Source organism: Aeromonas sp. Y318-1, from assembly GCF_027706125.1.
Lineage (GTDB): Bacteria > Pseudomonadota > Gammaproteobacteria > Enterobacterales > Aeromonadaceae > Aeromonas > Aeromonas hydrophila.
Genome location: NZ_JAPDCM010000002.1, coordinates 342132 through 364814, shown reverse-complemented (window position 1 = coordinate 364814; position 22683 = coordinate 342132). Strand labels below are relative to the sequence as shown.

17 protein-coding genes and 1 pseudogene are annotated in these 22683 nt (G+C 62.8%); 12 read left to right on the top strand and 6 right to left on the bottom strand.

Going from position 1 to position 22683, the window contains the following annotated elements; all coding sequences use genetic code 11:
* Positions 1-13: 13 nt before the first annotated feature.
* On the top strand, positions 14-964 hold the full coding sequence (gene ylqF, locus OKB87_RS04245) for a ribosome biogenesis GTPase YlqF (RefSeq protein ID WP_016351290.1): 951 nt from the start codon (positions 14-16) through the stop codon (positions 962-964).
* Between the two features lie 374 nt (positions 965-1338).
* Positions 1339-2487, top strand: a complete 1149-nt coding sequence (locus OKB87_RS04240; RefSeq protein ID WP_270826601.1) for an MFS transporter — start codon at positions 1339-1341, stop codon at positions 2485-2487.
* Positions 2488-2668: 181 nt separating this feature from the next.
* On the opposite strand, the gene OKB87_RS04235 is transcribed toward OKB87_RS04240, so the two are convergent.
* From OKB87_RS04235 to dinG, 3 genes are all read right to left on the bottom strand, one after another.
* The gene (locus OKB87_RS04235) at positions 2669-3565 is read right to left on the bottom strand and encodes a histone deacetylase family protein (protein WP_270826600.1); all 897 of its coding nucleotides are present in this window, start codon (positions 3563-3565) and stop codon (positions 2669-2671) included.
* Between the two features lie 84 nt (positions 3566-3649).
* Positions 3650-4309: a YccT family protein gene (locus tag OKB87_RS04230; RefSeq protein WP_270826599.1), complete on the bottom strand. Its 660-nt coding sequence runs from the start codon at positions 4307-4309 to the stop codon at positions 3650-3652.
* Positions 4310-4482: 173 nt separating this feature from the next.
* A complete protein-coding gene (gene dinG, locus OKB87_RS04225) occupies positions 4483-6555 on the bottom strand; it encodes an ATP-dependent DNA helicase DinG (protein WP_270826598.1) in 2073 nt (690 codons plus the stop codon).
* A 383-nt stretch (positions 6556-6938) separates the two neighbouring features.
* Here dinG and OKB87_RS04220 point away from each other — a divergent pair, with 383 nt between their 5' ends.
* The 3 genes from OKB87_RS04220 to OKB87_RS04210 all read left to right on the top strand — a co-directional run bounded on the left by OKB87_RS04220 (position 6939) and on the right by OKB87_RS04210 (position 10533).
* Positions 6939-8012: a porin gene (locus OKB87_RS04220; RefSeq protein WP_077095399.1), complete on the top strand. Its 1074-nt coding sequence runs from the start codon at positions 6939-6941 to the stop codon at positions 8010-8012.
* Positions 8013-8225: 213 nt separating this feature from the next.
* A complete protein-coding gene (locus tag OKB87_RS04215; RefSeq protein ID WP_270826596.1) occupies positions 8226-9167 on the top strand; it encodes a hypothetical protein in 942 nt (313 codons plus the stop codon).
* 175 nt (positions 9168-9342) lie between these two features.
* A complete protein-coding gene (locus OKB87_RS04210) occupies positions 9343-10533 on the top strand; it encodes an amino acid aminotransferase (protein ID WP_044799700.1) in 1191 nt (396 codons plus the stop codon).
* A 77-nt stretch (positions 10534-10610) separates the two neighbouring features.
* Here OKB87_RS04210 and OKB87_RS04205 read toward each other — a convergent pair whose 3' ends face one another.
* The 3 genes from OKB87_RS04205 to OKB87_RS04195 form a co-directional block, all read right to left on the bottom strand.
* Positions 10611-12119: a helicase HerA-like domain-containing protein gene (locus OKB87_RS04205; RefSeq protein WP_101148959.1), complete on the bottom strand. Its 1509-nt coding sequence runs from the start codon at positions 12117-12119 to the stop codon at positions 10611-10613.
* A gap of 122 nt (positions 12120-12241) precedes the next feature.
* A complete protein-coding gene (locus OKB87_RS04200) occupies positions 12242-12736 on the bottom strand; it encodes a DUF2062 domain-containing protein (protein WP_011706586.1) in 495 nt (164 codons plus the stop codon).
* Positions 12730-13248, bottom strand: a complete 519-nt coding sequence (locus tag OKB87_RS04195; RefSeq protein ID WP_011706585.1) for a DUF2062 domain-containing protein — start codon at positions 13246-13248, stop codon at positions 12730-12732. The genes OKB87_RS04200 and OKB87_RS04195 overlap by 7 nt, the downstream gene beginning before the upstream one ends.
* On the opposite strand from OKB87_RS04195, the pseudogene OKB87_RS04190 reads away from it, so the two are divergent.
* The 7 genes and pseudogenes from OKB87_RS04190 (at position 13186) to uvrC (ending at position 22445) form a co-directional block, all read left to right on the top strand.
* Positions 13186-15478, top strand: a pseudogene (locus OKB87_RS04190) (DNA internalization-related competence protein ComEC/Rec2). The gene OKB87_RS04195 and the pseudogene OKB87_RS04190 sit on opposite strands and share 63 nt — an antisense overlap.
* A gap of 232 nt (positions 15479-15710) precedes the next feature.
* On the top strand, positions 15711-17480 hold the full coding sequence (gene msbA, locus OKB87_RS04185) for a lipid A ABC transporter ATP-binding protein/permease MsbA (RefSeq protein WP_017410454.1): 1770 nt from the start codon (positions 15711-15713) through the stop codon (positions 17478-17480).
* The gene (lpxK, locus tag OKB87_RS04180) at positions 17480-18481 is read left to right on the top strand and encodes a tetraacyldisaccharide 4'-kinase (protein ID WP_270826595.1); all 1002 of its coding nucleotides are present in this window, start codon (positions 17480-17482) and stop codon (positions 18479-18481) included. The genes msbA and lpxK overlap by 1 nt, the downstream gene beginning before the upstream one ends.
* A gap of 121 nt (positions 18482-18602) precedes the next feature.
* Positions 18603-18791 (top strand): Trm112 family protein, encoded by a 189-nt coding sequence (locus tag OKB87_RS04175; protein ID WP_011706581.1) that lies wholly within the window; start codon positions 18603-18605, stop codon positions 18789-18791.
* Positions 18788-19549 (top strand): 3-deoxy-manno-octulosonate cytidylyltransferase, encoded by a 762-nt coding sequence (kdsB, locus tag OKB87_RS04170; RefSeq protein WP_017410456.1) that lies wholly within the window; start codon positions 18788-18790, stop codon positions 19547-19549. The genes OKB87_RS04175 and kdsB overlap by 4 nt, the downstream gene beginning before the upstream one ends.
* 212 nt (positions 19550-19761) lie before the next feature.
* Complete coding sequence (uvrY, locus tag OKB87_RS04165; RefSeq protein WP_011706579.1) at positions 19762-20406, top strand: UvrY/SirA/GacA family response regulator transcription factor; 645 nt, start codon at positions 19762-19764, stop codon at positions 20404-20406.
* Positions 20407-20594: 188 nt separating this feature from the next.
* Positions 20595-22445: an excinuclease ABC subunit UvrC gene (gene uvrC, locus OKB87_RS04160; protein WP_011706578.1), complete on the top strand. Its 1851-nt coding sequence runs from the start codon at positions 20595-20597 to the stop codon at positions 22443-22445.
* The last annotated feature ends 238 nt before the right edge of the window (positions 22446-22683 follow it).

The window sequence follows — 22683 nt, the reverse complement described above, 5'->3', positions numbered from 1 at the left end:
GAGAGTAACGGATATGTCCATCAACTGGTTCCCCGGCCACATGCACAAGGCCCGCAAAGAGATTGCCGAGGTCATGCCCCAGGTCGATGTCATCATCGAGATGCTCGACGCCCGCATCCCCTTCTCCAGCGAAAACCCGCTGGTGCCCGAGCTGCGCGGCGATACTCCGGTGATCAAGGTGCTCAACAAGGCGGATCTCGCCGACCCCGAGATCACCGAGCTGTGGGTGGCCCACATGGAGCAGGAGAAGGGGATCAAGGCGTTGCCCCTGACCCAGCAGGAGCCGGAGAAGATCAAGCAGCTGCTGACTCTCTGCCACGAGATGCTGCCGGAGCGCAATCTGGAGCTGCGCGGCGTGCGTGCCATGATCATGGGCATTCCCAACGTGGGCAAATCCACCCTGATCAACACCCTGGCCGGGCGCATCATTGCCCGCACCGGCAACGAGGCGGGGGTGACCAAGTCCCAGCAGCGGATCAAGCTGGACAACAACGTCATCCTGACCGATACCCCGGGTTTCTTGTGGCCCAAGCTCAACCCGCCCTCCTGCGGTTATCGGCTGGCCATCACGGCCGCCATCAAGGACACGGTATTTGACTATGCCGACATCGCCATGTTTGCCGCCGATTACTTCATCAAGGCCTACCCGGAGCGGATCCAGGCGCGCTATCAGCTGAGCGAGCTGCCGGAGACCGAGATCGAGCTGCTGGAGCTCATCGCCCGCCAGCGCGGCTTCATGCGCAAGGGCGGCCTGGCCGACCTGCACAAGGCGTCCGAGATCCTGGTCAACGAGTTCCGCTCAGGCTTGTTGGGCCGCATCTCGCTGGAGACCCCGGCGATGGTGAGCGTCGAGATTGTGGAAGCCGAGGCGGAGGCCGAACAGAAGGCAAAAGAGAAGGCGGAGCGGGAAGAGGAGCGTCAGGCGCGGGCACGTCGCAAGTACGCCAAGAAGCGTCAGCGCTAACCGGCATTGTGTCTGGTACTCACGAAGAGGCGACCCTGGGGTCGCCTCTTCGTTTTTGGGCAGATTGAGCATCAATGACGGGGCGGCTTGGCCACTGTGGTGGCGTGTTTTTGTGTGCCGCTTCCCGTCATCATGTTCATGGCGTCGCGCAAGGTCGATGGGGATGAACGACCGGTCATGCCCTCACCAAGATCGCCAAACTACCCGTTAATCAAGGAGATGAACCGGGCTGCCGAGCAAGTGCAGCTCTGTGCCAAATGAGGATTTGTTGCCAGCGCGAAAAAAACATCCCCTGCGCCAATTAACGCCGATTGACAATGGCATTGGCGGTGGCATGATGCGCTCGCATTTTGACTCTCCTTACGGTATTACCCATGACCACCTACACCCGGCCAGTGCTGTTGTTGCTCTGCGGCCTGCTGCTGCTCACGCTGGCCATCGCGGTGTTGAACACCCTGGTACCGCTCTGGCTGGCCCATGACAATCTGCCGACCTGGCAGGTGGGCATGGTCAGCTCCTCCTATTTCAGCGGTAACCTGCTGGGCACCCTGCTGGCGGGGGCGCTGATCAAACGCTACGGGTTCAACCGCAGCTACTACCTGGCCTCCGCCCTCTTTGCCGCTGGCTGTGTCGGGCTCGGCATTACCCTTGGTTTCTGGAGCTGGCTCGGCTGGCGGTTCCTCGCCGGCATCGGCTGCGCCATGATCTGGGTGGTGGTGGAGAGCGCGCTGATGTGCAGCGGCAACGCGCGCAATCGAGGGCGGCTGCTGGCCGCCTACATGATGGTCTATTACCTGGGGACCGTGCTCGGGCAACTGCTGGTCAGCAAGCTGCCGACCGGCCTGATGGAGGTACTGCCCTGGGCGACCGGGCTGGTATTGGCGGCTATCCTGCCGCTGTTGTTCACTAGCATCGTCAGTGAGCGCAATGAGCAGCAAGGGAGCACCCGGGTCTGGCCTATGCTGCGGCTACGACAGGCGCGGCTCGGGGTCGATGGTTGCATCATCTCCGGCATGGTATTGGGGTCGCTGTACGGCCTGATGCCGCTTTATCTGAACCATCGGGGGGTGAGCGATGCCGGCATTGGCTACTGGATGGCGGTGATGGTGAGCGCGGGGATCCTGGGGCAGTGGCCGGTGGGCCGTCTGGCGGATCGGTTCGGCCGCTTGCCGGTGCTGCGGGTACAGGTGCTGGTGGTGATCCTGGGGTGTTGCGCCATGCTCAGCGGTGTGGCGATGGGCCCGGCGCTGTTTGTGCTGGGCGCCGCCGGTTTTACCCTCTACCCGGTGGCCATGGCATGGGCCTGCGAGAAGGTCGAGCACCATCAGCTGGTGGCGATGAATCAGGCGCTGCTGCTGAGCTACACCATCGGCAGCCTGCTGGGCCCGGCCTGTACCGCGCTGTTGATGCAGCACTACTCGGACAATCAGCTGTTCATCGTGATCGCCGGCGTGTCGTGCGTTTATCTGCTGATGTTGCTGCGCAAGCTGGGTGAACACCCAACGCCGGTGGCCCACGCCTGAATGGGGGCAGCAGGACCCCAATCTCGCTTCCCGACAAGGGGGGGGCAAGACGGTGCTAGGGTGCCCGATAGCAATAGGGTACCCGGTATAAAGAAGAGGCGGCCCCAGGGCCGCCTCGTTGTTTGCAGCGGTTGCCAGTTAGAGCTTCATGGAGAGGAGAGATTGACGAAGAGATAAACGGCTAGCCGTAGCGCTTTTTCGCCTCTTCAAACAAGGACATATGCAGCGGGATCAGCTGCTGCCAGTCACGCCGGTAGCCGCCGCCCGGCACGGCGGCGATGGGCAGCCCGTGCCGCAGTGCGCAGTTAAAGATCATGGCATCGCGCTGGCGTACCCCCTCATCGCTCAAGGCGAGATAGCCAAGCTCGTCGTCCTTATGCACATCGACCCCGGCCTGATAGAGGATGAGGTCGGGGGTGTAGAGCCGCAGCGCCAGGTTAAGCGCCTCTGCCAGCGTGGTGAGATAGGCATCGTCCGCCATGCCGCTTGGTAGGGGAAAATCCATGTGGGAGGCGGGCTTGTGGCGGGGGAAGTTGTGCTCCCCGTGCAGGGAGAGGGTGATGATGTCGCGCCGCCCCTGGCACAGTGCTGCGCTGCCATCCCCTTGATGGACATCGAGATCGACGATCAGTACCTGCTCGCAGCGCCCTTCGTCCAGGCACATCTGGGCGGCGATCACCAGATCGTTGAAGAGGCAAAAGCCGCTACCAACATCCCGGTGGGCGTGGTGATAGCCGCCGGAGATCTGCAGGCCGCAACCCTGCTCGAGGGCGTGGCGGCTGGCGGCCAGGGTGGCCCCCACCGAGCGCAGGGTGCGCTCAATCAACAGGGGGGACCAGGGTAAACCGAGCTGGCGAATGGCGCCGGCATCAAGGGTGCCGGCGAGGGCTGCCTCCACATAGGCGGCATCGTGCACCCGTTTGATCTGCTCAGGGGTGGCGGGGGCGGCCTCTGCAAGCGGATAGCCGAGGCGGCCGAGCCGTTCGAACAGCGCCTGGTACTTGGCCAGCGGGAAGCGATGACGCGCGGGCAGGGTCAGGGCGGAGTAGAGGGGGTGATAGAAGATGCGCAGTGACATGACGGCAGGGCCTTGCTGGAGAGGCAGATATGAAAAAGGGGAGCCAGGCTCCCCTTGTCGCACGAAACGAGTGCTCGCGCGCCATTACTGCTGCTGGATCACCCAGATCTGGAAGGCTTTGCGAGTCTCCGCATCGGCCTTGTTGTACCAGTTTTGCAGCTGGGTCAGGGCTTCCGGGTTGCTCTGAGCCTTGCTCGGGGCAACTTGTACCGGGGCGCTGTTGGCGGCCATGACGGCGGCGGTGGAGACGGCAACAGTGGCCGGCTGGTTGAAGGCCTTGCCCATGTTCAGCAGCTCTTGCTGATAGTCACGGGTCAGCTGGAAGCCTTCGACTTTCGGCAGCACGAACTGCTCGCTGGCGACGACCTGGTTGCTGCTCTTGTCTTTCAGCGCGACTTTCTGCTCTTTGACGAACAGCTTGGCTTCAGCTTCGTTGCGCGGCTTCTTGTAGTCCAGCACCAGCTTCTGATTGTCGGCGGCGGTGAAGTTGATCACCAGCGGCTCGGCGGTCACCAGCTTGATGTCACTGCGGCTGGAGAAGTTGCCTTCGAAGGCGACGACCAGCTGGTGCTTGCCAGCTTTGATAGGATAGGTACTCGTCTTGTCGAGCAGCTTGGGATTGATGGATTGGCCATCGATCAGCTGTACGACGTAGGGGTTGGTCACTTCCAATTGGGCATCGGCCAGGGCACTACCTGCCCACAACAGACCAGCCAGGGCCGGCACCAGAACAGTCAGTTTCATTTCATCTCCTTGAACAGTCGGCGAGTGCCCACTGAAAAACAGGGGCTCATTTTTACAGGTTTGCCCAAGGGCAGCAATAGGCGTTTATGGCGCCTGGGTTGCCTCTCGGCCCCGCTGTTTAAAGCGAACGCGAGCCACGGCACGGGTTCTGACCGAGCCAATCGACCCTTGCCTTACTCAATCCGACGGCTGAAGGGGGGCAGCGCGTCGAGCAGCCCCTTGCCATAACGCTTGGTCAATAGACGTCGGTCGAGGATGGTGACCCGGCCCCTGTCCGCCTCCTTGCGGATGAGACGGCCACAGGCCTGAATGAGCTTGCGGGAGGCCTCCGGCACCGTCAGCTGCAGGAAGGGGTTGCCGCCTCGCTTCTCGACCCACTCGGCGGTGGCCTCTTCCACCGGCGAGTTGGGCACCGCGAACGGCAGCTTGGTGATCACCAGGTTGGTGAGGTAGTGGCCGGGCAGATCCAGCCCTTCCGAGAAGCTGCCGGTGCCGAACAGGATGCTGGCCTGGCCGCCATCGCACTTTTGCTTGTGCAGGGTGAGCAGGGCATTGCGGGAGGCTTCGCCCTGCACCAGCAGGGAGAGCCCCTTGGCCCGCAGCCCCACCGCCACCTCGTTCATCTGCCGGTAAGAGGAGAACAGCACCAGGCTCGCCTCCTTGCCTGCCAGCAGGCGGGGCAAGGTGCTTATGAGCTCCTGGGTGAAGGCGGGGGCGCTGGGCTCGTGCTCCATTTTGGGCAGATAGAGCTCGGCCTTCTGGTAATCGAAGGGGGAGCGCAGCCGCAGATAGCGGGTGCCGTCGTGCTCTTTGAGCCCCACCTGATGGCGAAAATAGCTGAAGGAGGAGAGGGCGGTCAGGGTCGCCGACACCAGCACGGCCCCCAGACACCTGGACCAGAGCCACTCTTCCAGCAGATAGCCAACCTCGATGGGGGAGGCATGCAGCCAGATGTCGCCGTCATCGCTCTTGACCATCCAGCGAGCCAACGGTGTTTTGCCTTGTGCCACGTGCCGCCCCAGCATCTCCCACAGGGCACAAAAACCCTCCAGTCGCTGCAGATAGAAGCCGCTCTCCGCCAGCAGGGGTTCGGCCTCCTTGCGGCGGATCTCGCCATCCTTCAACGCCTCGCCAATCGCGCCCTGCATTCTGTCCAGCGCCCGCAGTGCCTTCTTGCTCGCCTCCTTGAGGTTCTCCGCCAGCATCGGTAGAGGGTCGGGCAAGACGCCATCGGCGAAGCGATAGTGTTTTTCCTCATTGAACAGCTGGTCGTTGACGGCGAGCCACTGCTCCAGCGCCTTCAGATCCGGCTGCAGGGAAGCCAGCGCATCCTGCAGCTTGAGCTGGGGATCGAGCAGGCTCTCCTTGTTGAGGGTTCTGGCCAGCTTGCCGGCACCCTGCGCCAGCTTCTCCAGCCAGCGGCGCGAACCCTTGACGCTGGCCGAGGCGGCGCCGTGATCGCGGGCGATGGTGGGCAGGTGGTGGGCCTCGTCCAGCACATAGATACACTCGTCCGGCGGCGGCAGTATGATGCCGCCCCCCATGGTGAGGTCGGAGAGCAGCAGGGCGTGGTTGACCACCAGCACATCGGCCGCATCCATGTCGTTGCGGGCGCGGTGGAAGGGGCAGTGCTGATGATGACTGAGTGCCTTGTTGCAGGTGTGGCGGTCGGCGGCGATGCGATCCCAGCAGAGATCGGTGATGGGTTTGGGCCAGTTGTCCCGATCGCCATCCCATTTGCCGTCCGTGTAGGCCTGCCACAGCGCCTGATAGCAGCTCTTATCGGCGTCTGACGGCTTGTGTTTGCTGAGGCTGCCGAAGTCTAACTCGAAGTTGGCCATCTCGCTGCCGCTTGCGGCCTGTTCCAGCAGGTGCTCGCAGCAGTAACGCTGGCGCCCCTTGACCAGCATGAAGCGAAACGGCAGCTCGCTGTGGCGATGGTAGAAGGGCAGGTCCTTGTGGATCAACTGCTCCTGCAGGGCGACGGTGGCGGTGGAGATCACCAGCTTCTTCTGGGTGAGCCGCGCCACCGGGATGGCGCCCTGGGCATAGGAGAGGGACTTGCCGATGCCGGTGCCCGCTTCGGCCACCAGGATGCGGCGACTCTTTTCATACTCTCCGGTGAGGGTCTTGGCGATTTCGGCCACCAGAAAATTCTGCTCCTTGCGCGGCACAAAACCGGGTAAACCATCGGCAATCTGTCGATAGGTATTGCGAATGGTGGCTTTGAGGCGAGTCGATAGCATGAATGGGGTGTGACCGTGTCTGGGATGAATGGTCACAGGATACCCGCAACAGGCGGCCTGGGTCGAGGCAAGGTGAGGCAGGGGTTATGGGCCGGGATCCGCACTTATGTCATGGGGTGGATTGTGCGTGCAATAAACCACCAAAAAAGGGCGTTTCAGGCAGCGCGTATCGCTGTAAACGTTTTCCCTGAGAGGGCAAACAATATGGGATTCAGCTCACAATTTTTTCCCTATGACTATGGTTTTCTCAAAAAGTTCCAAGTTTTTTCATTGCGGATTGCAAAACCCGGTGCTAGTCTCGGGCCCCATAGTGATGCAAAGAACATCGCTAACACAGGGAATAACAACAACTTAGTGTTTAATTACAGTAGGCATTGGAAACTATGAAAAAGACAATTCTGGCTATTGCTATCCCGGCTCTGTTTGCATCCGCAGCTAACGCTGCCGTCATCTATGACAAAGACGGTACCACCTTCGACATCTACGGTCGTGTACATGCCCAGTACTTCGGCGAGTACGACTCCTACGATGCAGACGCAGATTCTTACTCCAAGAATGATGGTGAGCTGACCACCTATGCCCGTCTGGGCTGGTCCGGCAAAATGGCTCTGAATGACACCTGGTCTGGCGTTGCCAAAACTGAGTGGCAACTGGCCTCCGAAAACTCCTATGGCAGCGATAAGCGTGAGCTGAAGGCTCGTCACATCTATGCTGGCTTCGATGGTTCCCAGTATGGCCAGTTCCTGTTTGGTCAGACAGAAACTGCTTTCTACAATGCAACCGTCGCCAAGACCGATATCTTCAACGACTACGGTGACATGGCCAACGTCTATGATGGTCGTCAAGAAGGTCAGGCTATCTATAACGGTCAGTGGAACGGTTTTGGCCTGAAGGGTGGCTACATCACCAACAACGGCAGCTATGATGCGAACTACGCTGGCTGGTCTGGTGTTGAAGGTAAAATGGACCACGGCTACACCCTGGGCGCAACCTATGACTTCGACTTTGGTCTGGGTCTGGCAGCAGGTTACGAGTCCAAGAGCTTCGAAGATGCCTCCACCCTCACCATCACTTCCGAAAACGGTACTTTCAGCCGTGCTGATCTGACCGACAAGAATGACTGGGCTGTTGCCGCAAGCTACACCTATCAGGGTTTCTACTTCGCTGCCCTGTATAACGAATCCACCTACAAGTTCGACGGCTTCAACGATGCCAAGGCGCGTGGCTACGAGCTGGCTGCTTCCTACAACGTAGACGCCTGGACCTTCCTGGCTGGCTACAACTTCGCTGAAGCGAAAGTGGAAGGTGTAACTTCTTACGAAGACACCGTAGATTTCACCTCCATGGGTGTTGAATACGCCTTCAACTCCAAGCTGAAAGCTTACACCGAATACAAAATCCAAGGCCTGAGTCAGCAAGATGACGAGTGGACTGTTGGTATGCAATACAACTTCTAATCACGCTTCCCTCTCGTAGGGAACGTTGAAAGAGTTGATGAAACGGCCAAGCTTGCTTGGCCGTTTTGTTTTATCTGCCTTTCACCTTATTCCCTCCGCCGTTTGGCCCTGCGCCAGGTCACGTTGTCTCTTTTCCGCCCTTGGCTCCTTAGTCGTAAATCGCTAGATTATTCAATTCGTTGAAAGATGGTCTGCCGACAGGGAAGGATGCGTGTGATCGATTTCAGTCACCCCGAGTGGCGAGCGCTGGCTCAGCAGTTGCTGGATGAGGCGCCCCAGGTTATCCGCGGTCGCCAGTGGCAGCCCCTCATCGGCATGCTCAAGGACAATCAGCTGCTGCTCCCCCTTGGCAATCACCGCTATGAGCTGACCCCGGCCGGACGGCGCTATCTCACCCGCGAGCTGATGCTGGCCGAGATCGCCACCGCTCTCCCCGAGCCTGAGGAGTGGCTTCATGCTCAGGGTTGGCAGTTGGGGGAGCAGGTTAACGAGCGGGTGCTGGCGGCGCTCTATCGCAAGTCAGATGTGAACTTCACCCCCAACGAGCAGATCGACTTTGAGGACAAGGGCATTCGGCTCTGTGCCGATCAGCTGTTGCGCTTGCGCTCCGCCCAGCCGTTCAGCCTCTTTTTTAGCAGCGGTACCCTGATCGACGCGGCGCCCTGGCTGCAGGCCCTCGGCGAAGTGGCCCTACCTGAGCGCACCCTTGAGGATCTTGGCAAGATCCTGTGGGGGGAAGGGAATATCAAGCGGGTGATCACCACCGACAGCGTCGGCGCCTTTGCCGAGCTTCTTCTTGAGTCAGGCTGCTTGCTGGTGTGGGCTCCCGCCTCGGCGCAGCAGGCGCTGCAGCAAGTGATCGCCGCTCTGCCACCCCAGGTGCAGTGGAGCCATCTTACCTCTCTCGATCCGAGCGGGGTGGATCGGGTGCTGACCCTGGCCCAACGGCTGGGGCGTCCGGCCAGCTGGTGGCTGCCCACTGCGCTGGCTCCCATCATGGCGGCCTATGCCCTGCCGCTGACCGACTCCCGTCCCTGGGAGCCGAGCCGGATCCCCAAGTCATTGTTAGCAGTTTGTAGCGGTTTGGTTGAGTCCAATGGTGGCTTGTCTGCCGAGGTGTGCGCGTTGGCGCCGCAGTGGCATGCCATCGGTTGAGATTGCCGCAGATCCGGCCGAAAAAGCGGTTTGCCCCCACCCTGCACGGTGATATAAAGAGTTGACGAAGCGCTCGCCAGATGGGCGCTTTTGTTTGCCACGTGTTTTGCGTGTCACGGACGGTGTGCCAACACGCTTTGCCAGCCAACGAACTCAACGGAATACAGGGAATACCATGTTTGAAAAGGTTGTTGCCGCCCCAGCGGATCCGATCCTGGGCCTGACCGAAGCCTTCCGTGCTGACTCTCGCAGCCACAAGATCAACCTGGGGGTCGGGATCTACAAGGATGAGACCGGTGCCACCCCCATTCTCCACTGCGTCAAGAAAGCCGAGCAGAAGCTCTTGACCGACGAGAAGACCAAGAATTACCTCGGTATCGAAGGCAATATCGAATATGGCCGCATCGTGCAGCAACTGCTGTTCGGGCAAGATTCTGCGCTGGTCGCCAGCGGCCGGGCCAAGACCGCCCAGGCACCGGGCGGTACCGGTGCCCTGCGCATCGCCGCCGAGTTCGTGGTGCGCAACGGCTTGGCCAAGACCATCTGGATCTCCGATCCCACCTGGGCCAACCACGTCAGCGTGTTCCAGGCCGCGGGTCTGACCGTCAAGTGGTACAAGTACTACGACGCCGCCAGCAAGGGCCTCGACTTTGCCGCCATGCAGGCCTCGCTGGCTGAAGTGCAGGCAGGCGATCTGGTGCTGTTGCACGGCTGCTGCCACAACCCGACCGGTATTGACCCGACCGCTGATCAGTGGCGCGCACTGGCCAAGCAGAGTGCTGCCGCCGGCTGGTTGCCGCTGTTTGACTTCGCCTATCAGGGCTTTGCCCGTGGTATCGAAGAGGATGCCGAAGGTCTGCGCATCTTTGCCGAGTGCCACGACGAACTGCTGGTGGCGAGCTCCTTCTCCAAGAACTTCGGCCTCTACAACGAGCGGGTCGGCGCCTTCACCCTGGTCAGTGCGACCAAGGAGATTGCCGATGTGGCCTTTACTCAGGTCAAGACTGTCATTCGTGCCAACTACTCCAACCCGCCGTCACACGGCGCCGCCGTCGTCACCGCCGTGGTGAGCGATCCGGCTCTCTATGCCGAGTGGGTGGAAGAAGTGGCGGCCATGCGGGTGCGCATTCGCGAGATGCGGGAGCTGCTGGTGGAGAAACTGGCGGCGCGCGGCGTGAACCAGGACTTCAGCTTTATCCGCGAGCAAAACGGCATGTTCTCCTTCTCCGGTCTCTCCAAGGATCAGGTGGAGCGCCTCAAGAGCGAGTTTGCCATCTACATCGTCGGCTCGGGCCGGATCAGCGTGGCCGGTATCACCCGCGCCAACATAGATCCCCTGTGCGATGCGATCGCCAAGGTGTTGTAAGCACCGCCATCGGCATCTGTTCAGTAAAAAGCCCGCCGGGGAGACCCGGCGGGCTTTTTCATTTCCAAGTGCTGGTCTCAGCGACGGCGTTTGCCGCCCCCCAGCAGGGAGCCGAGGACGCCGCGTACCAGCTGGCGACCCACCTCGCTGCCGATGGTGCGGGCCACGCTCTTGGCGGCGGTTTGCACCACGCCGTCGTGCTGGCCGCCACGGGGGCCGGTGCGGCCAAACAGGATGCCATTGAGGGCATCGAGCAGGCCGCTTTCCCCATTGGATGACGGCTCGCTGCCTTGCTCGCCAGTGGTTGTCACCTTGCCGCCGTTGAGCCGCTCGAAAGCAGACTCGCGATCCTCCGGTGTCTCGTAGCGACCGTGCAGCAGGGAGCCCTGAATGAGCGTCTGCCGCTCGGCCTCGCTCAAGGGGCCGATGCGGCTGGCGGGCGGGGCGATGAAGGCGCGCTCCACCATGCTGGGCCGTCCCTTCTCGTCGAGCAGAGAGACCAGCGCCTCGCCGACACCGAGTTCGGTGATGACGCCGGCGGCATCGAAGGCGGGGTTGGCCCGCAGGGTATTGGCGGCGATCCGCACCGCCTTCTGATCACTCGGGGTAAAGGCGCGCAGGGCGTGCTGCACCCGGTTGCCAAGCTGCCCCAGCACGCTGTCGGGGATGTCGGCCGGGCTCTGGGTCACGAAGTAGACGCCCACCCCTTTCGAGCGGATGAGCCGCACCACCAGTTCGATCTTCTCCAGCAGCGCCTTGGGGGCGTCGTTGAACAGCAGGTGCGCCTCGTCGAAGAAGAACACCAGCACCGGCTTGTCCGGATCCCCCACCTCCGGCAGCTGCTCGAACAGCTCGGAGAGCAGCCAGAGCAGGAAGCAGGCATAGAGCCGGCTGGATTGGGTCAGCTTGCTGGCGGCCAGCACATTGATATGACCGTGGCCAGCCTCATCGGTCTGCAACAGGTCCTGAATGTCCAGCATGGGTTCGCCGAAGAAGTGATCGCCGCCCGCACTCTCCAGGGTAAGCAGGTTGCGCAGGATGGCGCCGATGGAGGCGGTGGAGACGTTGCCGTAACGGGTGGTGAGCGACTTGGCGTTGTCACCGGCAAACTGCACCATGGCGCGCAGGTCTTTGAGATCGAGCAGCAGCAGCCCCTCGTCGTCCGCCACCTTGAACACCAGCTCCAACACCCCGCTCTGGGTATCGTTGAGGCCGAGCAGGCGGGCGAGCAGCAGGGGTCCCATGTCGGAGACGGTGGCCCGTACCGGGTGGCCCTGTTCGGCAAACAGATCCCAGAACAGGGTGGGGCTGGCGGCAAAGGCGGGGGCCGGAATGCCGAACTGGGCCAGCCTGGCGTCCAGCTTGGCCGAGCCCGCCCCGGCGGCGCCCAGTCCGCTCAGATCCCCCTTCACGTCGGCCAGAAAGACTGGCACGCCGAGGCGGGAGAACCCCTCCGCCAGCACCTGCAGGGTGACGGTCTTGCCGGTACCGGTGGCGCCGGTGATGAGGCCGTGGCGATTGGCCATGGCCGGCAGCAGGGCGAGGGGATGACCATTGGCATGGGCCAGCGTGAGCGGTTCGGCCATGGTGGGCTCCTTGTGGCAAATGGGGGGCGAAAAACAACGGGTTACAAGGAGTGTGGTGGCAGGATCCGGGGATGGCAAGGGAGTGCCTCGTCAGCGCGCCAGAGGCTGACGAGGCGGGGGGGTTAGCGACTGCGGACCAGCTTGCCGAGGCGCAACAGCAGCAGGGTGAGGAGGCCGCCGCTGGCGGCGGTCAGCACTGCCAGCAGCAGGCTGCCGAGCAGGAAGGGGGGCACCAGGGTGGCCGCCTCGTGCTCCAGCCAGTGCAGGGTCCAGCTGAGGTGAAACGGCTCCGGCGTCTTGTGCAGCACCAGACAACCGGTGCGATAGGCGTAGAGGTACATGAAGGGCAGGGTCAGCGGGTTGTTGAACCAGACAGCCAGCAGTGCCAGCGGCAGGTTGAGGCTGAACGCCAGCGCCAGCCCGACCGCGATGAGTGAATGCATGGGGATGGGAAACCAGCAGGCGAAGATGCCGGCCGCCACCGCCCCGCTCAGGGCGCGCGGCCCCCCTTGCCAGAGGGCGGGGGCGAGCAGACGCTCGCCAAACAGGGAGAACCACTTCTGCTGGCGCAGGGTATCGGGGTCAATCTTGAAGCGGGCAAACCAGCGATTCAGCATGCGCGTGCCACCTTGCGTTTCTGCCACTGACGCACGGTGCTGATGCGCCAGCAGGTACGAATGAGGGCGTAGCCGATGAGGGAGCTGAGCAGGGCGAGCACCAGCGAACCCAGCAGCAGCGGCGGGGCCACGGTCTCGAACACCGACACCAGCCAGGCCCAGGTGAACTCGATCTCGATGTGCTGGGAGGATTGCCCCAGCAGCTGGCAGCCGGTCAGATAGGCGCCGTAGAACAGTGGCGGCATGGTAAAGGGGTTGGAGAGCCAGACCAGGGCTACCGAGAGCGGCAGGTTGACCCGGCAGGCGATGGCGCCGCCGGCCGCCAGCAACATCTGGCAGGGGAGCGGCACCCAGGCCATGAACAGCCCCACCGCGAAGGCACCGGCCGCCGAGCGCCGATTGAGGTGCCACAGGTTGGCATCCAGCAGCAGCTTGCCAAACAGCCGCAAGTGCTTGTGTTCCTTGAGTGTCGCCGGATCAGGCAGCCAGCGTTGTATGAGTCGTTTGGGCATATTGAAACCTTGCTAAATACTTGCACCATGGATCTGCGTCTGTTGTCGTTTGCCCTCGGGGCAAGCTCCTCACTGCTTTGGCCATGGTTGCCTTCATGGGAATGGGGTGGCCTGATGCTGCTGCTCGCGTTCCCCCTGGCCGGTTACCGCTGCTGGCGGCTGCTGTTTTTGCTGTGCGGCATCCTCTGGATGCAGGGGAGTTTGCACTACCGGCTTGCCTGGCTGGATCAGTTCGGCAAAAAAACGAGCCACATCATAACCGCACAGCTGCAAAGTGCAGAACCCGAGGGCGATAAATTTATCCGGCTGGTGCTGCGGGTGAACAGGCTCGACGATCAGGCGCTCACTCCGGCGCCGCTGGTGCGCATCAATGCCTACCAGGCGCTGCCCGTCATGCCGGCAGGCAGTCACCTCACTCTGGTGGTCTCTCTCAAACCGGCCCACGGCCTGGCCAACGAGGCGGGGATGGATGGGCGACGCCTGCTGCTTGGCAAGGGGATCACCGCCACCGGCAACCTGCGCCGGGTGATCCAGATTGAGCCGGCGCAGGCGGGGCTGCGCGAGCGCTGGCTGGCCCGGGCTGCCGCCAGCTGGCAGGATCTGAGCCAGGGCCCGCTGCTGGCGGCGCTCACCTTCGGCGAGCAGGGCGGCATCACGGATGAGCAGTGGAGCCTGTTTCGCGGCAGCGGGCTGACCCACATCATCGCCATCTCGGGACAGCACATCGCGCTGGTGGCGGTGCTCGGCTGGTGGCTGGGGCGACTGTTCGGGCTGCGGGGAGCAATTCTGGTCGCCCTGCTGTTTGCCGCCCTCTACAGCTGGCTGGCCGGTTTTGCGGTGGCCACCGAACGGGCCCTCATCATGGTGCTGGTGTGGAGCCTGCTGCGCTGGCGACGGCGGGAGTGGCCGGCCCATCGCATCTGGTTGTGGGCCTTCGTGGTGCTCACGCTGTGGGATCCCTTTGCCCTCTATTCGGCCGGATTCTGGCTCTCCTTCCTGGCGGTGGCTCTGCTGCTGGTGGCGAGCCTGCTGGAGGCCAAACCCGGGCTCATTCGTCTGCAGGGCTTGTTGCTGCTGGGGCTGCTGCCACTGCAACTGGCGCTGTTCGAGGGGATTGCCCCGCTGTCGCTGCTGCTCAATCTGCTGGCATTGCCGCTCTTTTGCATCGGCATCATACCGCTGGCGCTCATCGGGGTGCTGCTGGCGCCGCTTTCAGGGGAGCTGGCCCACCTGCTGTTCTGGCTGGCCGATGTCGGCCTGCAGTGGGTGTTGTGGGCATTGGCCCGGCTGGCCAGCCAGTGGCAGCTCTGGTGGCCGGTGCCGGGCTGGGTACTGCCGTTCACCGCCCTGCTGACCCTGCTCTGGTGCGCCTGGCATGTGCCGGGCGGCCGTCCGCTGCTGTTGCCGGGGGGGCGTGGCCCTGCTGCTGGCGGCCTGGCCGGCGCCGACCCACTGGCAACTGAGGGTGCTGGACGTGGGGCAGGGGCTGGCGGTGCTGATCACCCGGGGCGAGCGCGGCATCCTCTTCGACACCGGCGATCGCTACCCGGGCGGCTACAACATGGCGGATGCCGTGATCCTGCCCTTGCTCAACCGGCTCGATGTGCGGGTGCTGGATTATTTGATCATCAGTCACAAGGACAGGGATCACGCCGGCAATCGGCGCGCCATCCTGCAGGCTCTGCCGGTACGCCACGAGCTCTCTTCATTCGATTTTGGCCGCTTCACGGCCCTGTGCCGGCGCGGCCAGCAGTGGCGCTGGCAGGGGCTCGAGATGGCGGTGCTCTGGCCTCAGCAACCGGGGCCTGGTCACAACAACGACGGCTGTGTGCTGCAGATCCGCGACGGGGAACGGCGCATCCTGCTCAGTGCCGACATCGAGCGACAGGCAGAGCAGCGGTTGCTGGCGCTGGAAGGGGAGGGGCTTGCCAGCACCCTGCTGGTGAGCCCTCACCACGGCAGTCGCACCTCCTCCACGGCGCCCTTCGTGGCGGCGGTGGCCCCCCGCTATGTGGTGCACAGCGCCGGCTTCATGAACCAGTGGGGATTCCCCCGCCCCGAGGTGGTGGCCCGCTACCAGGAGGCGCAGCAATGGGTCACCGGGCTGGACGGAGAAATTCTGGTGGAGCCTGCGCCGGGCGGGCTGCGGATCCGGGCCGAACGGGAGCAGGGCCCCTGGTTTCACCGCAAGGGTGACTGGTGGCGCCCCGCGCTCTGGCCGGCTCGTTGAACCGGATCGCAGGGCATCGCGCCGGTGATGTCGGGTGAAAACCCGGCTTTGGCTGGGATAACGGCCGTGATTTCCGGCCTTGGTGATGGGCACCGCTTGGTGTAATCCTGCGCTTTGGCTGGGATAACGACCGTCATTTCCTGTCTTGGCGAGGGACATGCGCTGGCGATGCTTGGTGTAATCCTGCGCTTTGGCTAGAATAGCCCGTCATTTCCCTTATTAACGGCTATTCATGCAACAAGAAACCTCACAAGACAGCTGGCCTGTCTTCAAGCGTCTGCTCGGCTATGTCCGTGACCGCAAGCTTGGCCTGATCGGCGGCATCATCGGCATGCTGGGCTACGCCGCCGTGGATACCACCTTCGTCTATTCCATCAAGCCGCTGATCGACCAGGGGATCAACGGCAACGATCCGACCGTGCTCAAGTGGATGCCCTTCTTCGTACTGGGCATCGTGGCCCTGCGCGGCGTCGCCAACTTCCTCTCCAACTACTGCATGGCCTGGGTCGGCAACCACGTGGTGATGCGCCTGCAGCAGCAGGTGTTCAATCACATGGTGGCGATGCCGATGAGCTTCTTCGACCGCCAGAACACCGGTCACCTGCTCTCCAAGGTGACCTATGACGCCAGTCAAGTCTCCTCGGCTGCCAGTACCACCCTGGTCACCCTGGTGCGGGAAGGGGCGACCGTGGTCGGCCTGCTCGGCCTGATGTTCTGGCACTCCTGGCAGCTGTCGGTGATCTTCCTGGTAGTGGGGCCCGTGGTGGGCATCATCATCGGCCTCATCAGCCGCCGTTTCCGTCAGATCAGCCGCCACATCCAGCAGGCGGTGGGTGACATCACCACCTCCACCGAGCAGATGCTCAAGGGGCACAAAGAGGTGCTGATGTTCGGTGGCCAGAAGGTGGAGGAGAAACGCTTCTTCAAGGTCAGCAACAACATGCGCCAGCAGACCATGAAGATGGTCGCCGCCGATGCCATCGGCAGTCCGGTGGTGCAGATGGTTGCCTCCATCGCGCTGGCGGCCTTCCTCTATGTGGCCACCATCGACAGCGTGCGCAGCGAGCTGACTGCCGGTACCTTCACCGTCATGATCACCTCCATGATGATGCTGCTCAAGCCGCTGAAAAGCCTGACCGACGTCAACAACCAGTTCCAGCGCGCCATCACCGCTTGCCACAGCCTGTTCGGCCTGCTCGACACCGAGCCGGAGCAGGATACCGGTACCCGTACCCTGGAGCGCGCCCGCGGCGAGATCGAGTTTCGCAACGTCACCTTCACCTACCCGACCAAGGACACCCCGGCGCTGCACAACGTCAGCTTCAAGGTGGAGGCGGGCAAATCGGTGGCGCTGGTGGGTCGTTCCGGTTCCGGCAAGAGCACCATCGCCAGCCTGTTGACCCGCTTCTACGACATCGAGCAGGGGGAGATCCTGCTCGACGGCGTCAATATCCGCGATTACCGCTTGAGCGAGCTGCGCAAGCAGTACGCGCTGGTGTCCCAGCATGTCCACCTGTTCAACGACACGGTGGCGAGCAACATCGCCTACGCCGCGGAAGAGAAATACAGCCTCGACGAGATCAAGCAGGCGGCCCGCATCGCCCACGCCGACGAGTTTGTCAGCAAGATGAGCAACGGTTATGACACCGTGGTCGGCGAGAACGGCGCGTCGCTCTCCGGCGGTCAGCGTCAGCGCATCGCCATCGCCCGCGCCCTGCTGCGCGATGCGCCCGTGCTGCTGCTGGATGAAGCGACCTCGGCGCTGGATACCGAGTCCGAGCGCCACATCCAGGCGGCCATCGACGAGCTTTGCAAGGCGCGTACCTCGCTGGTGATCGCTCACCGCCTCTCTACCATCGAGAAGGCGGACGAGATCCTGGTGATCGATGAGGGTCATATCGTCGAGCGCGGCAACCACGCGGCGCTGATGGCCCAGCAGGGTACCTATGCCCAGCTGCGCGCCATCCAGTTCGGCCATGCCACCGCTGGTGGCAACGCCTGATGCTGGAGCGGCTCTGGTATGCAAAGAGTGGCTGGCGCTGGTTGCTGGCCCCCTTTGCCCTGCTGTTCGCCGTCATCAGCGGCACTCGCCGTTACGCCTATCGTCATGGCTGGCGCAAGGGGTATCGCTCCTCCTTGCCGGTCATCGTCGTGGGCAATATCTCGGTGGGTGGCAACGGCAAGACCCCGGTAGTGGTCTGGCTGGTGGAGCAGTTGCAGGCCCGCGGCTATCGCCCCGGGGTGGTGAGCCGCGGCTATGGTGGCAAGGCGCCCCATTACCCGTACCGGCTCGATGCCGCCAGCACCACGGCGCAGGCGGGGGATGAGCCGGTACTGATTGCCCAGCGCTGTGGCTGCCCGGTGGTGGTGGCGCCCAAGCGGGCCGATGCGGTGCGTCTGCTGGAGCAAAGTGGTGAGGTGGACATCATCATCACCGACGACGGCCTGCAGCATTATGCGCTGGCCCGTGACATCGAGCTGGTGGTGGTGGATGGCGCCCGCCGTTTCGGCAACGCCTGCCTGCTGCCCATGGGGCCGCTGCGCGAACCGGTCACCCGGCTCAAACGGGTGGACGCCATCATCTGCAACGGCGGCGAGCCAGGGCGGGGAGAGTATCCCATGAGGCTGGTGGCTGACTCCCCCCGTCGGGTGCGCGACGAGGCCCCGCTGGCCACGCCGCTGGCGGGCCCGGTCGACGCGCTGGCGGGAATTGGTCATCCGCCCCGTTTCTTTGCCACCCTCGAAGGGCTTGGTTATCAGCTGGATCAGCAGGTGGCTTACGGGGATCACCACCCCTTCGATCGGGACGAGCTGGTGGGCCGCTTTGCCGGCAAGCCGCTGCTGATGACCGAGAAGGATGCGGTCAAGTGCCGCTCTTTTGCTCTCGACAATTGGTGGTATCTGCCGGTCAGCGCCGAGTTGCCCGCCTCCCTGCTCGATACCCTGCTGCACAAGCTGGGCGCGAGCGGGAAGGGGCAAGGCGCAACCAAGGCACAAGGTTAATCTCTCTCGCCAACGTGGGGGAGAAGGGGCTTATCATGCCCCGCATGCAATATCTGGTTGCTCGACATCCATCGCCGGCGTGATGAATCCGCCGGCGCGACATCGTTGAAGGAGTATCGTTTTGGCTTTGGACATCAAGTTGCTCGACATCATTGCCTGCCCGGTCTGCAAGGGCAAGCTGCACTACAACAAGGCCGTGCATGAGCTGGTCTGCCGCTTCGACAAGCTGGCCTATCCGCTGGAGGAGGGGATCCCGGTGCTGCTGGAGAACCGCGCCCGTCCGCTCAGCAGCGACGAGCTGTCGTCATGAGCTTCGTCGTCGTCATTCCGGCCCGCTACGCCTCCACCCGGCTGCCGGGCAAGCCGCTGGCCGACATCCACGGCAAGCCCATGGTGCAGCACGTGGTGGAAAAAGCCCTGCAGTCGGGCGCTGACCGGGTGATCGTCGCCACCGATGACGAGCGGGTGCAGCAGGCGCTGGCCGCCTGCGCCGGGCAGGCCGGTTTCGAGGTGTGCATGACCTCGAAGGATCACCAGTCCGGCACCGAGCGGCTGGCCGAGGTGTGCCGCCACTACGGCTTTGCCGCCGACACCATAGTGGTTAACGTGCAGGGGGACGAGCCGCTCATTCCGCCGGTCATCATCCGTCAAGTGGCGGACAACCTGGCCGCCGCCACGGCGCCCATGGCGACTCTGTCGGTGCCGATCCAGGACGCCGAAGAGGTGTTCAACCCGAACGCCGTCAAGGTGGTGACCGACCAGGAGGGCTACGCGCTCTACTTTAGTCGCGCCTCCATTCCCTGGGATCGGGATCGCTTTGCCGCGAATCGCGAGCAGATTGGCGATCACTACCAGCGCCACATCGGCATCTATGCCTATCGCGCCGGCTTCATCCAGCGTTACGTGGACTGGGCGCCGAGCGCGCTCGAGCAAGTAGAGGCGCTGGAGCAGCTGCGGGTGCTCTGGTACGGGGAGAAGATCCACGTGGCCCAGGCGCTCGAGGCGCCGCCGGTCGGGGTGGATACCCAGGCCGATCTGGACAAGGTGCGCGCGCTGCTGGCGAACTGATGCCGGCAACAGAAAAAATGACTCTGAACGGTGCCTGCGGGCGCCGTTTTTTGTGTTTAATCTTTATATAATTATTTGATTCAAAACACCATTTATGAGCACTTTCAAACTTTTCCCGGCCATGGTTTGCCAAATCAGCGAGTTTGGTTATGATGCAAGACGCCGTGTTAACCCTAACTGGCATATAACGAGATAAAAAACGGGGTGTTTGGGTGATTAATGTATTCCTGGTCGATGATCATGAGTTGGTGCGTACAGGGATAAGACGCATTCTGGAAGATGTCCGCGGGATCAAGGTGGTGGGCGAGGCGCAGAGCGGGGAAACCGCAGTCACTTTCTGTCGTCAGCACCATCCCGACGTGATCCTGATGGACATGAACATGCCGGGCATCGGCGGCCTGGAGGCGACCCGCAAGATCCTGCGGATCCGGCCCGATGTACGCATCATAGTGCTGACCATTCATTCAGAAAATCCGTTCCCGACCAAGGTGATGCAGGCGGGTGCCGCCGGCTATCTCACCAAGGGAGCTGCGCCGGACGAGATGATCCACGCCATTCGCCTGGTCCACTCCGGTCAGCGTTACATCTCCCCGGAGATCGCCCAGCAGATGGCCCTGAGCCAGTTTGCCTCGGCCGACGAGAACCCCTTCAAGTCCCTCTCCGAGCGCGAGCTGCAGATCATGATGATGATCACCAAGGGGCAGAAGGTGACCGATATTTCCGAGCAGCTCAACCTGAGCCCGAAGACGGTCAACAGCTACCGCTACCGGTTGTTCAGCAAGCTCAACATCAATGGCGATGTGGAGCTGACCCATCTGGCCATTCGCTATGGCATGCTGGATGCCGATACCCTGTAACGGGCGGCGTGTAGCCATCAAAGGCGGCCTGTGCCGCCTTTTTGCTTTTTGCCGGCCTGGCGCAGTATGCTCTGTGCCGTCTTCTGCTTTTATCCGTTGAGCTAGGTTGCCGATGAGCCTCTCTTTCGATCTTCCGTTTGCCGCGATCCTCCAGATCCTGCACCTCGATCCCCGTTGCCGGAGCCAGCATGACCTCATCTGAACCTCTCTTCGACAGCAAGGCGTTTCTCAGTGCCGTCACCCACCAGAGCGGCGTCTACCGCATGTACGACAGCGGCGGCACCGTCATCTACGTGGGCAAGGCCAAGGATCTGAAAAAACGGCTCGCCTCCTACTTTCGGGCCAACGTCGACAGCATCAAGACCCGCACCCTGGTGCGCCAGATTGCCGACGTGCAGGTGACGGTCACCCACACCGAGACCGAGGCGCTGATCCTCGAGCACAACCTCATCAAGCAGTACCAGCCTCGCTACAACGTGCTGCTGCGCGACGACAAATCCTACCCCTGGATCATCATCACCGCGCACCAGCACCCGCGCATCGGCGTTCATCGCGGCGCCCGCAAGGTGAAGGGGGAGTACTTCGGCCCGTACCCCTCCGGCGGTGCGGTGCGCGAGAGCCTGCACCTGATGCAGAAGATCTTCCCGGTGCGCCAGTGCGAGGATGCGGTCTATGCCAACCGCAGCCGCCCGTGCCTGCTCTACCAGCTCAAGCGCTGCGCCGGCCCCTGCGTGGCCGGGCTGGTGAGCGAGGCCGAATATGCCCAGCAGGTGGAGCTGGCCAAGCTGTTTCTGGCGGGCAAGAACCAGCAGGTGATAGGCGAATTGGTGGGCAAGATGGAGTCCGCCAGCGGCGATCTGCGCTTCGAAGAGGCGGCCCGCTACCGGGATCAGATCCAGGCGCTGCGTCGGGTGACCGAGCAGCAGTCGGTGAGCGGCAACGTGCTGGACGAGCTCGACGTGGTGGGGGTGGCCTTCGAGCAGGGGACCGCCTGCATCCACGTGCTCTTCATCCGCCAAGGCAAGGTGCTGGGTTCGCGCAGCTACTTCCCGAAAGTGCCGGCCGATACCCAGCTTGACGAGGTGGTGCAATCCTTCCTGCTGCAGTTCTATCTGTCGGGGCAGGGGGGGCGGCAGATCCCGAGCGAGGTGCTGCTCGACGTGGCGCTCGAAGACGAGAATGTCATCGCCGAGACCCTGAGCCAGACCGCCGGCTACAAGGTGCGGGTGGTGAGCCGTACCCGCGCCGAGCGGGCCCGTTTCATCAAACTTGCCTCCATCAACGCCCAGACCGCGCTGCGCTCGCGGCTCGCCCACAAGAGCACCACCACCGCCCGTTACGACCAGCTGGAGGAGCTGCTGGAGCTGGAGCGCCCCATCGCCCGCATGGAGTGCTTCGATATCTCCCACACCATGGGGGAGCGCACCGTGGCTTCCTGCGTGGTGTTCAACCGGGAGGGACCGCTCTCATCGGAATATCGGCGCTTCAACATCGACGGCATCACCGGCGGCGATGACTATGCCGCCATGGAGCAGGCGCTGGAGCGGCGTTTTGGCAAGCAGCAGGAGCCGGACAAGGTGCCGGACGTGCTGTTCATCGACGGCGGTCTCGGCCAGCTGCGCCGCGCCGAGGAGATCCTGGCCCGTCAGCTGGAGTTTCTGGGGGGCAAATATCCGCTGCTGGTGGGCATCGCCAAGGGGGTGACTCGCAAGGCGGGGCTGGAGACCCTGATCCTGGGGGAGAGCCACGAAGAGCTGCATTTGCCGGCAGATATGCCCGCCTTGCACCTGATTCAGCACATCCGCGATGAATCCCACCGTTTTGCCATCACCGGCCACCGCGCGAGACGGGCGAAAGCCCGCACCACCAGTACCCTGGAGGATATTCCGGGGGTGGGGCCGAAACGGCGGCAGGCGCTGCTCAAGTACCTGGGCGGGCTGCAGGAGGTGAAAAAAGCCGGGGTGGAGGAGCTCGCCAAGGTGCCCGGCATCAGCCAGGAGCTGGCCCAGTCCATCCACGACGCCCTGCACTCGCTCTAGCCATTGGTAGCCGAGAAGGGGTGAATGCGCCTCCATGTTGCCCCTGTTTGCCCTGACGGCGAACAGGAGCTGTTGCTTGGGGTATCGGCAAGGGGCGAGTTGAGTCACATCATTCACCCTGGGTTCATTCACTTCGGGGATCCCGGCACACAAGAGCCGTGACGCAGGGGGCCCGTAAATGCCATAATGGCCCGCATCCTGAGGTTGTTGATGGATTCATAGACCAAGGCGGGCGCCT